General features: G+C 50.4%; 10 protein-coding genes. 8 read left to right on the forward strand and 2 right to left on the reverse strand.

Features of this window, described 5'->3' with window-relative positions; genetic code table 11:
* The first annotated feature begins 77 nt into the window (after positions 1 to 77).
* The 6 genes from CWI83_RS06340 to CWI83_RS06365 are packed head-to-tail and all read left to right on the forward strand — an operon-like array spanning position 78 to position 7250.
* On the forward strand, positions 78 to 746 hold the full coding sequence (locus CWI83_RS06340; RefSeq protein WP_241969884.1) for a phosphatase PAP2 family protein: 669 nt from the start codon (positions 78 to 80) through the stop codon (positions 744 to 746).
* Complete coding sequence (locus CWI83_RS06345) at positions 739 to 2352, forward strand: phosphoethanolamine transferase (protein WP_126827241.1); 1614 nt, start codon at positions 739 to 741, stop codon at positions 2350 to 2352. The genes CWI83_RS06340 and CWI83_RS06345 overlap by 8 nt, the downstream gene beginning before the upstream one ends.
* Positions 2353 to 3033: a response regulator gene (locus CWI83_RS06350; RefSeq protein WP_126827243.1), complete on the forward strand. Its 681-nt coding sequence runs from the start codon at positions 2353 to 2355 to the stop codon at positions 3031 to 3033.
* Entirely contained in the window at positions 3030 to 4433 is a 1404-nt protein-coding gene (locus CWI83_RS06355; RefSeq protein WP_126827245.1) for an ATP-binding protein, read from the forward strand. The genes CWI83_RS06350 and CWI83_RS06355 overlap by 4 nt, the downstream gene beginning before the upstream one ends.
* Complete coding sequence (greB, locus tag CWI83_RS06360) at positions 4397 to 4876, forward strand: transcription elongation factor GreB (protein ID WP_126827247.1); 480 nt, start codon at positions 4397 to 4399, stop codon at positions 4874 to 4876. Before CWI83_RS06355 ends, greB begins: the two co-directional genes overlap by 37 nt.
* Positions 4877 to 4910: 34 nt before the next feature.
* Positions 4911 to 7250, forward strand: coding sequence for a Tex family protein (locus CWI83_RS06365; RefSeq protein WP_126827249.1), 2340 nt, complete (start codon positions 4911 to 4913; stop codon positions 7248 to 7250).
* On the opposite strand, the gene CWI83_RS06370 is transcribed toward CWI83_RS06365, so the two are convergent.
* Entirely contained in the window at positions 7247 to 8365 is a 1119-nt protein-coding gene (locus CWI83_RS06370) for an acyl-CoA desaturase (protein ID WP_126827250.1), read from the reverse strand. The genes CWI83_RS06365 and CWI83_RS06370 overlap by 4 nt on opposite strands.
* 164 nt (positions 8366 to 8529) lie before the next feature.
* Here CWI83_RS06370 and fabR point away from each other — a divergent pair, with 164 nt between their 5' ends.
* On the forward strand, positions 8530 to 9150 hold the full coding sequence (gene fabR, locus CWI83_RS06375) for an HTH-type transcriptional repressor FabR (protein ID WP_126827252.1): 621 nt from the start codon (positions 8530 to 8532) through the stop codon (positions 9148 to 9150).
* On the opposite strand, the gene CWI83_RS06380 is transcribed toward fabR, so the two are convergent.
* The gene (locus CWI83_RS06380; RefSeq protein ID WP_126827254.1) at positions 9119 to 10897 is read right to left on the reverse strand and encodes an SLC13 family permease; all 1779 of its coding nucleotides are present in this window, start codon (positions 10895 to 10897) and stop codon (positions 9119 to 9121) included. The genes fabR and CWI83_RS06380 overlap by 32 nt on opposite strands.
* A gap of 122 nt (positions 10898 to 11019) precedes the next feature.
* On the opposite strand from CWI83_RS06380, the gene CWI83_RS06385 reads away from it, so the two are divergent.
* Entirely contained in the window at positions 11020 to 13029 is a 2010-nt protein-coding gene (locus CWI83_RS06385; RefSeq protein ID WP_126827256.1) for a S9 family peptidase, read from the forward strand.
* Positions 13030 to 13073: the final 44 nt, after the last annotated feature.

A 13073-nucleotide genomic window follows, 5' to 3' on the forward strand; every position in this document is an offset into this window, starting at 1 on the left:
AGCGCCCTAAACCTCTTCACTTAAGTTTAATTTAAGTTTCCTTTGTCATGCTCTGCTCCCATAACGGGAGAACGGACATGGCGCGACTCACGCTTCTATTCATCGCAATCTTAATGGTCACTCAGGTCACCTCAGTGCATTTGAGTTTTGCCCACTTTCTTTATGAATTAGAGGGCATGCAATGGGCATTGCGGCAACACTGGTTCACCGAGACTGTCATGCATACCGGAGTACGCCATCTTAATAGTGTCTTAGTTGCATCGTTATTGCTGCTCTTTGGGCGCGACTGTATTCGTTATGGCTGGACGCCTCGGACTCAAAACCGTGGCTTATTAATTCTAAGCGTATTAACCAGTTTTGGTTTGATCGCCTACCTCAAAACAGTGACCCAACTTGATTGCCCGTGGGACTTGGTCGAATTTGGTGGGACTCGACCTTACTATGGCTTATTCCAACTCAAACCAAGCTTTATCGAGGCGGGTAAATGCTTTCCAGCTGGCCATGCCTCGATTGGTTTCGCTTGGATCGCACTTTATTTTTATTGGCGCGAGCGCAAGCCTAAGCGCGCCATGATCGCCCTTGTTACCAGTCTCACTGTCGGATTTGGCTTAGGCTTTATCCAACAATTGCGCGGGGCGCATTTTTTTATCGACGACATCACTAGCGCTTTTATCGCACTATGGGTCGCAACCATCTTTTTTAATATCGTTAATCGCAAACCAAGCGAGGCTAAAACTTATGCTTAAGCGTCCGCGCATCCAAGCATCATGGCTCATTGTGATGAGCGCACTCTGGCTCACGCTGGGCTACAATAGCTTATTCGCCCAAGCTGTTGCGACGAGTATTCCGCACTTGCAGCTGAGCCTAGCGGTCGCCCTCGGCCTCTTGCTGTTTGCCCTGCATTTGCTGCTGGTCGAATGTTTATGGTGGCCAAAGCTAGGCAAAGTTTTATTGGCTATGGTGTTCATCAGTTCCGCCTTGGCATACCACTTTATGACCAGTTACGGCGTCGTCATTAATGCCGATATGATGGTCAATGTGGTCGAGACCGATCCACACGAAGCCAGTGCCCTACTCTCCTTCGCATTGGTCAAACGATTGCTATTTTTCGGTATGATTCCGACGCTCATACTTTTTGCTGTGCAAATCGTGCCACAACGTCCTCGTTCATTTATGATGCATAAAATTGTGCGCGTTGTCGTCGGTATCGGCTTGATTGCAACCCTTGCTTTGACCAGTTATCAGCCGTTAGCTTCGGTCCTGCGAAATCACCGCGATTTGCGCTATCATACGATTCCGACCAATTGGGTTGGGGCAATTCAATCCGTGGCTCGCACCAAGCTCAGCACGCCACCGCAGTTTGAAAACTTAACCCAAGGCATCACTCCCTCAGTTACCACCGATGAGCCTCAGGTGTTGGTTCTGGTCCTTGGCGAAACGGCTCGAACCGATCACTTTGGGCTGTTCGGCTACAATCGTCAGACCACTCCTGAGCTGGCAAAAATTGCCGCAAACGCTGACTTAGTCGCTTTCTCGCAGGTACAAAGCTGTGGCACTGCGACGGCGATCTCTGTGCCATGCATGTTTAGTTGGCTCGATCGCAACAGCTATGAGCCGAGCAAAGCTCAGTACAGTAGTAATCTTCTCGATTTTTTCAAAGCCGCGGGATTTGCAGTGCGCTGGATCGATAATAACTCGGGCTGTAAACATGTCTGCGATCGGGTTGAGCACGTCGAAATTGAGCGAGAACGTTATCCTCAATGGTGCCAAAACCGCGATTATTGTGACGATCGAGTGTTACTCGAATATCTCCGTGAAAGCATTACTGAGGTACAGCAAAATACCGTTATCGTGCTGCATATGATCGGTAGTCACGGACCCGCCTACTCGCGTCGTAGCAGTGCTGATGTCGCACAATTTACACCGCAATGTGAGACCGCCGAACTCCAGTTATGTGATGACCAACAAATCAATAATAGTTACGACAACTCGATTTTAACCACCGATAAAGTCATCGCCGGAGTCATTCATGAATTAGCCCAGCACCCTATCGCTGGAGCTATGTTGTATGTCTCTGACCATGGCGAATCACTGGGCGAGCAAGGGCTCTATCTGCATGGCATGCCATACTGGCTCGCCCCACAAAGTCAAACGCATGTGCCGATGATTTTTTGGAGTGACGAACAGTTTCGCCAGACCTATCAAACTGAAGTAGACTGTTTACAGCAACAACAGCAGCAAGCGATTAGCCACGACCACTTGTTCCATACATTAACTGGCTTGTTTACGATAGACACGCCGGTTTATCAAGCTAAACTGGATCTCAGTCATGCATGTGAAAGGATTGGATAAATGCGGGTGTTATTAGTCGAAGATGATGAGCTTATCGCCCAAGGTATAGTGCAGGGGCTCAAACAAAAAGGCTACCAAGTGGAGCACTGTACAACGGGGCGACAAGCGGAAGTTGCCTTTGATACAGATCATTTTGAAGCCGCAATTTTCGATTTGGGTTTACCCGATGGTCTCGCAGTCCCGTTGATTAAACGCCTGAAAAGTCGAGGTTTGAGCGTGCCTATTTTAGTTCTAACGGCATGGGATGATATCGACACTAAGTTAGCTGCCCTTGATGCGGGTGCCGATGATTTTGTCACCAAACCCTTTGACTTACGCGAAATAGAAGCGCGTTTGCGCGTCATTACCCGGCGTCAGCAACAACGCACAGACGATATTTTAAGCGCGGGGCCGGTCCAGATGGATCTCGCTAACCAGAGTGTTTGTTATCAACAGCAGAGTATTATTTTGACCAAACGAGAGTGGCTGTTACTGAAAGAATTTATGTTGCATCCACAGCGAATCCTTAGGCGAGAGCACCTTGAATCCGTATGTTTCGGCTGGGATTCCGAAGTGGAGAGTAATGCCATTGAGGTTCATATTCATAATTTGCGCAAGAAGTTCTATAAAGAATTGATTCGTAACGTCCGCGGCGTCGGCTATCGCCTTGATCCGAATATTCAACAGCTGGATCAATCATGAAACTCTCACTTCGAACGGCATTGTTGCTATTCATTAATCTGACTGTTTTCATCGTACTTTGTATTACGGCCTATGCGACCTATGGCAACACCATGCATGAGTTAGATGAAGTGTATGATGCCGAATTAGCTCAAACTAACCGCCTGATGACTAGTTTGTTGCGGACCGCGCATTGGACTCCTTCACCTGATCAAGTCACCTTGATTCAAATTCCGCAGCAACTGCAAGCGAGCGAAGAGAGTGAACATGACCGGCTCAGTGATGGTCACAAATACGAGAGCAAGCTTGGAATTCAAGTATGGGATCTTCAGCAGCGCTTGCTATTTGCAACCACCAATGCTCTTGGTGAGCCACTTTCACAACCGCAAAATGGCTATCACCTGACCTCTCGTGAAGGGTTTGAATGGGTTGGCTTTAGTCGTTTTGACCCAAGCAATCAAGTCTGGGTCTACACCGGCCAACGTGAAGATGTCCGCTCCGAAATAAGTGAATACTTAGCGTTAGAACAGCTCGTTAGCATACTGTTGACCTGGGTTCCTATCAGTCTGGTGATATTTCTCATCACCGCTATTTTGCTCAAGCCGGTGCAACGTTTCGCGGCTGAGCTAGCGACCCGTTCAAGCCAAGATCTTGGGGCGATTAACGCCCCACTCCCTAGCGAACTTGAACCGGTTCGTATCGCTGTAAACACCTTGTTTGCACGGCTTGCAAAAGAGATTGCACGCGAGCAACGCTTTGTCGCAGACGCCTCGCATGAACTGCGCACCCCGCTCGCGGCACTTATACTGCACGCAGCCCAGCTTAGCAAAGATCACCCTAATGCGGTCGCCATTCAAACCGCTGCAGAGCGGATGACACGCTTGGTGAATCAGTTGCTCGAGCTGGCACGACTTGATCAATTCGAGTTTAAGCAGCAACAGCGCGAGGCGGTTGACTTACTTGATTTACTTCACCAAATTTTAGCCGACCTACCGAGCGACGAAGTTGAGCAAATCGACTGGCAGATTGATATTGAACCTAACTGTCAGTTGCTCGGCTACCCAATCTTATTGAAAGTGCTGTTGCGCAATCTTATTTATAACGCGATGCAACAAAGCACAGTAGACAGCAAGTTAATCATTCGCGCCCACACCCAAGCCGATGAACTTGTGGTTGAGGTCGTCGACTTTGGTGGAGGAGTGAGTGATGAGGAATTAACTCGACTTGGTGAACGCTTCTATCGCAGTGCCGAGAACCGTCAATATGAGGGCACTGGGCTGGGCTTGTCGATTGCGCGGCGGATTGCACAATTACACGATGCCCAGTTACAATTTAGCCATTCTAAACCACATGGCCTGACCGTCACGGTCAAATTCTTAAAATCATGGCAAGTAACCTCATCACCCGCGCAGGGTATTTAAAATTACAAGCTGAGCTCGATCATTTGTGGCGCGTAGAACGCCGCGAAACAACTGAGAAAGTCGCTTGGGCCGCCAGCCTAGGCGATCGAAGTGAGAACGCGGATTATAAGTACAACAAGCAAAAGTTGCGTAGCATCGACCGCCGTATTCGCTTTTTACGCAAGCGGTTAGAGCAACTAAAAATCGTTGATTACTCCCCACAACAAGCCGGAAAAATTTATTTTGGTGCCCAGGTCACACTAGAGAACGAAGCGGGTGAACAGGTCCAATTCCGTATTGTAGGTCCAGATGAGATTTATCAGCGTAACGATGTGATTTCGATCGATGCACCGATGGCGCGGGCCGCACTTGGGAAGATGCTTGATGATGAAATTCGCGTCCAGACACCCCAAGGTCCCAAATATTGGTATGTCATCGCCATTACCTACCCCGACGCAGCCTGATATAATCAGTAAAAATTCACCATAGAGAGATGTTATGAGCTGGATTCCACAGCAAATCGCGGCTGAGTTAAACGCTGCGCCGCAACAAGTCCAAGCAGCTGTTGCGTTATTAGATGAAGGGGCAACCGTCCCGTTTATTGCCCGTTACCGCAAAGAAGCTACCGGCGGTCTTGACGATACGCAATTGCGTCAACTGGCACAGCGCTTGAGTTACCTACGTGAGCTCGATGAGCGCCGCAAAGTGATTATTGCCAGTATTGAAGAGCAAGGCAAACTGACTGCGGAGCTCGCTGCAGCGATTCGCACCACGCAATCTAAGACTGAGCTGGAAGATCTGTATCTGCCGTACAAACCGAAACGGCGCACCAAAGGTCAAATCGCAATTGAAGCAGGGCTTGAACCTCTTGCCGATGCATTGCTGCAGCAACCCGATCTTGACCCAGAGCAAGCGGCCCAAGCTTATCTCAACCCTGAAGCCGGCTTTGCCGACAGCAAAGCTTGCTTAGAAGGAGCGCGTTTCATTGTCATGGAGCGCTTTGCTGAAGATGCTGAGCTACTGAAAAAAGTTCGTCACTATTTGTGGGAAAACGCTCATATCACCAGTCAAGTGGCGTCCGGAAAAGAACAAGAAGGGGCAAAATATCGCGATTACTTCGAGTTTTCTGAAGCCCTTAAGAAAATTCCATCGCATCGCGCCTTGGCGCTATTTCGAGGGCGCAATGAGGGGGTGCTGCAACTTAAATTGAATCCGGAGCCGGGTCAAGAAGAGCGTTCTGTCACCGCAAGTAGCTATGGTGAAACGCTGATTGCGAACCATTTCGAATTAAACCCTGAGGCCGGAGCAAACGCGGCTTGGTTGCGGCAGACGATTCAGTGGACCTGGCGGATCAAGTTATTGCTGCACATGGAAACTGAACTGTTCGCGCGGGTGCGCGAGGCAGCTGAGCATGACGCGATTAAGATCTTTGCCAACAACTTAAAAGACTTGTTGATGGCGGCTCCTGCTGGTGCCAAAACGACCATGGGTCTCGACCCGGGCGTGCGCACTGGGATTAAAGTTGCGGTCATCGATGCAACGGGAAAGGTTCTTGCGACCAATACGGTTTACCCGTTCCAGCCACAAAATCAAGTCGACAAGAGCCTGCGCACCCTGACCCAATTGTGCCAACAATATAAAGTTGAGCTCATTGCAATTGGTAACGGGACATACTCGCGGGAAACCGACCGCCTCGTCGCACAAATGCTTAAACAAGCGGATCTTAATTCGATTAACAAGGTCATCGTCAACGAAGCGGGGGCCTCGGTCTATTCAGCCTCAGAGCTTGCCGCCCTAGAAATGCCTGAGCTTGATGTCTCTTTGCGTGGCGCGGTGTCAATCGCTCGGCGGCTACAAGACCCGTTGGCGGAGTTAGTAAAAATTGAACCCAAGGCGATTGGGGTTGGCCAATATCAACATGACGTCTCCCAAGCGTTGTTGGCGCAAAGTCTCGATGCAGTGGTTGAAGACTGCGTCAACGCAGTGGGCGTCGACCTTAACACAGCGTCGGTCCCCCTGTTGGCTCGCGTCTCTGGCTTATCGCGTACTTTAGCGCAAAACATTGTCAGTTATCGTGATCAAAAAGGCGCCTTCAGCAGTCGCGAGGAGCTCCTCGAAGTCGCGCGTATGGGGCCTAAATCGTATCAGCAAGCCGCGGGCTTTTTGCGCATCCGTAATGGCCGTCAGCCGCTTGATAGCTCAGCCGTTCACCCAGAAGCTTACAAGCTGGTCGAACATATTGCTGCGAGTGCAGGCAAAGCCGTAAATGATTTAATTGGTGATCGCGACTTCCTCCGTAAGCTCGACCCTAAAGCCTTTGTCGATGAGCAGTTCGGGCTCCCCACCATCCGCGATATCCTGCACGAATTGGAGAAGCCAGGCCGCGACCCGCGACCTGAGTTCAAAACTGCAGCATTTAAAGATGGGGTTGAAACGGTTGCCGATTTGAAGCCTGGCATGACCCTTGAAGGGGTGGTCAGTAACGTTGCCGCCTTTGGGGCTTTTGTCGATATCGGCGTCCATCAAGACGGATTAGTGCATGTCTCGGCGATGTCCCACCAATTTGTCAGTGAGCCACATGAAGTGGTCAAAGCTGGAGACATCGTCAAAGTGAAGGTGATCGAGGTTGACCTGCCGCGCAAGCGGATTAGTCTGAGCATGCGTCTTGATGATGAAATTGGTGCGAGTCGCAGCGGGTCAGCCAAACCTCAACCAGCGGCTCACAACAAGCAACGCGCCACGGCAGCAGCTCGCCCTAAAAAATCACCGCAGGACAGGGGCGCCTCAGCAATGGGATCTGCCTTTGCCGAGGCGTTCGCGAAAGCGAAAAAGAACTAGCCTTGGGCTGGTTCTGGGGCGCGCAAGGTACTCTCAATAAGCGCAATAAAATACTTTTTATGCGCTTTGAGAGTGCTTTGCATGGCGGCGATTTTATCTCGCAAGTCCGCTTGGTTCGCCCAATTTTTTCGGGCCTGATAGTACTCTTTTAAGCGCGCAAGGAGCAGTTCATACTCTTGTTGTAGCTTTGCCAACTGCTGCTCACAGAGGCTTTGCTGGCCCCGCGTCACGCGTTGTAACTGCATCGACAACCGCGCTTTTTCAATTTGATAGCCATTGCTGCGCTTTAAGTTCTTGGTTAGGCCAAGCCAACTCATACTCCGAATCAACCATTTGCTCGGGTCAAACTGCCACCAACGAATCCCGTTGCGGTAGTCCCCTGAGAAAATGTGATGGTAATTATGGTAGCCTTCACCAAAGGTAAATAGCGCGAGAACTCCATTGTCGCGGGCAGTATTGCGGTCAGTATAGGTTTGTTTACCCCAAATATGTGCCAATGAGTTAATAAAGAAAGTGGTGTGATGGTTAATTACCAAACGTGCAACACCTACCAAGAGTATACTGCCCCAGATATCACCCACTAACCAACCCACTAGCAACGGCCAGCCCACTGTGGTTAATAAGACCAGCTTCAGATAATGCTTGTGCTGCCAACGTACAATCGGATCTTTTTCCAAATCGCGAACATTGGCGTAGTCGTGGTAGCGCTTCGCTTGATATTCCCGCAACATCCAGCCGATATGCGAATACCAAAAGCCACGCTTAGCCGAGTATGGGTCACGGTCGTTATCGTCGACATGCTTGTGGTGTTCGCGGTGATCCGAAGACCAATGCAAGGCGCTATTTTGAACCGCTAGCGCGCCCCCTAAGGCAAATAAAACACGTAGGCTCCAATGTGCGTCATAGGTGCGATGCGACCACAACCGATGATACCCGGCGGTAATCGAGATGCCCGCAAAAGCAATGGTTGCCAATAAGATCCAGGTCAGCTCACCGGCAAAGCCGATACTGATAGCGTACCAAGGCACACCGATCGCGGCGACTAAGAAAGTGATTGAAAAAACAAGAATATTTAACCAAATAAGTGGAGGTTTTGCGGCAGGCGCAGTTGTCATAACTTTATACTTCCGAACATTAAATCTAGCCCGCAATTTTTAAGCGAACATGTGTACGCTGAATTTAACTTTTTCAGGACTTAGATGCAAGCATTCATTTGCACAAGTTTACTCGCTACAGGCATAATAGTTGCGTTATTCACTAGCAACCCCCGAGGATCGTGATGGCCGGCGTTCGCGCAGCACAAAAACAAAAAACTCGCAGAGCTCTGATTGAAGCGGCGATGAATCAGCTGTCCGCTGAACATGGGTATGCCAGCTTGAGCTTACGCGAGGTAGCGCGGGAGGCTGGAATCGCCCCTACTTCGTTCTACCGCCATTTTCAAAATATGGAAGAACTCGGGCTTACCTTAGTGGATGAGGGGGGATTAACACTGCGCCAGTTGCTGCGCCAATCGCGTCAGCAAATTGCCAAAGGTGGCTCGATTATCCGCTCGTCTATCACAACCTTTATGCAGTTTGTGGAAGAGCACACGGCAATTTTTCGGCTGCTATTACAAGAGAAGTCGGGAAACTCCCGAGAGTTTCGCCTTGCCGTGCAACGGGAAGTCGATCATTTCACTTCAGAGTTAATCGATTATCTTGTCGATGAACAAAACTTTTCAAGAGAGCTAGCTGAACTACAGGCCGATGCGATTGTGCGCATTGTATTCAGCGCAGGTGCCGATGCCTTAGATGCAAAACCAGCGGAGCGCCGCGCCATTCTCGAGCGCACCGTGCAACAAGTGCGGATCGTCGCACGCGGCGCAGCGGCTACCCAGCAAGCGGCCAAACTAGCAAAATAAGTGGAACCGCAATGATCACCACTACAATCGATAGGGGTAGGCCAAAACGCCAATAGTCGTTAAAGCTGTATCCACCCGGCCCCATCACCAATAAATTGGACTGGTGTCCAATCGGCAATAAGAAAGGCAGCGCCGCCCCAACCGCGACCGCCATTAAAAACGGATCCATCGAGACGCCAAGGGTTTCCGCCATACTGATGCCAATCGGTGCCATCAGCACCGCCGCTGCCGCGTTATTGATAATATTAGAAAGCAGCAAGGTCGCTACTAATAACAGACTCAAAGCGACCCAAGGCGCGCTGCCCTGCCCTAGCCACAACGCAGCATTAGCAATCGTGGTCGCGGCCCCGGTCGCCTCGAGTGCGGCGCCAAGCGGGATCGTCGCGGCGAGCAGGACCACAATCGGCCATTCAACGGTTTCGTAGAGCTCGCGCAGTGGCATGACATTACTCATCACCATTGCGCCGGCAGCGAGAGTAAAGGCAACTGGCACCGAAAGTAGCCCCAACGCACTCAGGGCGATGGCTCCGGCAAAAATAAGAAGTGGCCGGGCGAGTTGCCGCTCGCTACCAATCCGCAGACTCCGCTGCGCCAGCGGAAAACAGCCAAAGCGGCGGAACACATCGCCTAATACATCATTATCGCCCTGCAATAGAAGGACATCACCGGGCTTAAATCTCACATTAGCAAGAGCGGGCTTAAGCCGTTGCCCTTGCCGAGCAACAGCTAATACATTCACGCCAAAACGGTGACGTAAACGCAGATCTGCAGCCGAGCGACCAATTAAGCGTGAATCATGGCCGACGATTCCTTCAATCACGGTAATTTCATCGGAGACTAAAAAGCGTTCATCGAGCTCTTCTTCGGCATTCAGCTGAAAATCCGTTAAATCAAGGATTTGCTGCAGCGTATCGGCATCTGCTTCAACGATCAGCACGTCTTCGGCACGAAAACGCTGGTAACGCGGTGGTGCGGTAATTTGCTTATTACCACGCTTGAGTGCAACCACCGCAAAGTTTTCTTTCACCTTCGTTTCGAGCTCATATAAGGTGGTGCCAACAAAAGCGTTTTGCGCAGGGATATAAAGTTCGGTGAGGTAAGCACTCACATCATAAGGAGCCGATGAGGTGTTGCGACCATCTTTGGCCGGCACTAACCAGCGCCCCGCAATCCACATAAAGAGCAGTCCGGCAATCGCAACCGCCAACCCGACTGGGGTAAAATCGAAAATGCCAAAGGCATCGAGCCCATGGGCTTGACGAATCTCGGCAATGATTATATTCGGCGGCGTACCGATCATCGTTATGGTGCCACCTAAGAGCGAGCCAAATGCCATTGGCATCAGCACCCGTGAGGCATTGCCACCGCGCGCTCTCGCCAGTTGCAAGGCAACCGGGATCATAATCGCCATGGCGCCCGTGTTACTAATAAAAGCGGAGACGAAAGTCGTTAAGCTGGTCAATACAATCATTTGTATCCAGCCCTTATCACCAACTTTTTTGACCAATCCGGCCAAGGCATCAACCACTCCAGAGCGCCACAAAGCATGGCTGATGACCAAAACGGCAGCAACGGTGATCACGGCCGAACTACCAAAGCCAGAGAACACCTCGGCGGTTGGCACGAGACCTAATATTGCCGCGGCCAGCAAAGCTCCCATTGCAACGATGTCATAGCGCCACTTGTCGATAACAAACAGCACTAAGGTCGTAATCAGTATTGCGCCGATCAGTAATTGATCTAGCATCGTCGCTCCTGCGTTGATTGATAAGTCGATGAATTTACCCATCTAGAGTGGCGTGATTTCGTGGGAAGTCAACATTTTTACTGCTAAGATATGTGACAAAAATAACCCTAAAGGAGTTCAACATGCTGAGAAAAGCGAGTGTTATCCTGCTTGCTGGCTTGCTCGCTCTGCCAAGTTTAGCGCGTGAAATGAGCCTGATCGAGACCGTAACGACCAAGCAAGTAAATAGTGTAGCTATTGCTGCAGATAGTGACCTTGCCGCATTTACCCGAGTAACTCCGCGGACCCCCTATGTCGATGATGACGGTGGTGCCCGCGTTGAGCTTTTCGTGGTCCGTGGTGAAGCTGAGCCGGTGCCTTTTATAGCGGGTGAACATGGCATCAGCCAAGTACAAATTCACGGTGATGCGATCTACTTCTTGAGTAAGCGTGATGGCGATAAGCATACCTCGCTTTATAAAATCTCGACGCAAGGCGGTGAGGCACAGCGAGTATTAAGCCATGAAAACTCAATTTCTAGCTACGCCCTGAGTGCTGACGGCCAATATATTGCCTTCCGCGCTCGCGCTAAGGCCGATGAAAATGCCAAGAAACTGCGCACCAAAGGCTTTAAAGCTGAAGTTTATGAAGAAGAATTCGAGTTTACCCATGCTTGGCTATTCAACACCACGGTTGAAGGTGCAAAACCTGTTCAAGTGACGACCGCTGAGCAAGTGTACTCAGTGGCATTTCGTCCAGCTGCTGAGCAATTGTTGGTTCGCACTGCTCCGACTGCGCTGGTCGATGATAACTATATGAGCAGTAACTACAAACTCATCGATTTTGCCGGTAACGAAGTCAGCCAATTCGAATCCATCGGTAAACTTGGTGCGGCTGAATTCTCGCCAGATGGTCGCTACCTTGCAGTAATTGGTGCGGCGGATTACAACGATCCAAGTGATGGTCGTTTGTATGTGTATGACACTGAACAAAACAATGCCCGTACCGAAGTGCTACCGAACTACATGGGGCATGTGCAAGATATCGCTTGGCGTCGCAACGACGAACTGATTTGGTTAGGTCATCGCGGCACTGAAACTGAAGTGCAAGCCCTCACCATGCAGTGGCTAGAAAGTCGGAGCTTACTCGAGCTTGGGCAAGCAATCGTCGTTGATATTGAAACGGCTCCAGGGCGCAACGATGTATTTGTCCGCGCACATACTGCAGAGCATCCGACTGAATTATTCCGGGTTCAAAACCAGCAGCTCATTCGGTTAACGGACTCCAACCCATGGCTTGCCGAAATCACCATGCCACGCCAAGAAACCGTGACGTATCTCGCTCGCGATGGGCTTGAACTCGAGGGCATCGTGGTTTATCCGACAGATTACCAAGAAGGCCAGCAATACCCACTGATCATGGTTGTGCATGGTGGTCCTGAAGCACATTACAGCAATGGTTGGTTGGACCGTTATGCGAGCCCAGTTAAATATGCTGCAAATAACGGTTACATGCTGTTCTTCCCCAACTATCGCGGCAGTACTGGGCGTGGCGTTGAGTTCTCGAAGCTTGGTCAAAACGACTATGCTGGAAAAGAGTTCGATGATCTCGTGGACGGTAAAGACTACTTAGTCGAGCAAGGTTTAGTTGACCCAACTAAAGTCGGCATCACCGGTGGCTCATATGGTGGTTATGCTTCAGCATGGGGCGCAACTGCGCTGACTGAGCACTTTGCTGCCAGTGTCATGTTCGTCGGCATCAGCGATAATATTTCTAAATTTGGTACCACAGATATCGCCAAAGAAATGCACGCAGTGCATGCGCGCAGCTATCCATGGGAAAAATGGCAATGGTATCTTGAGCGCAGCCCTATTTATCATGCAGAGCAGGCCCGTACGCCAATTTTGATTATGCATGGTAAAGAAGACACCCGAGTCCATCCGAGTCAATCGATGGAGCTTTATCGCTACCTGAAAACCCACGGAAATGTCCCAGTACGGTTAGTGCTATACCCAGGCGAAGGACACGGTAACCGCCGTGCCGCTGCGCAACTGGATTACAGCATGCGTTTAATGCGTTGGATGACCCACTTCCTCGTTGAAGGCGGGACCGAAGCGCCAGCGCACAACCTGCCGCACGCTGACAAGCTCTAAGAAAGAACTTCAAAAAAGGGCGCCAGTAGGCGCCCTTTTCTAAT

This window comes from Pseudidiomarina taiwanensis, assembly GCF_003987435.1.
Classification (GTDB): Bacteria; Pseudomonadota; Gammaproteobacteria; order Enterobacterales; family Alteromonadaceae; genus Pseudidiomarina; species Pseudidiomarina taiwanensis.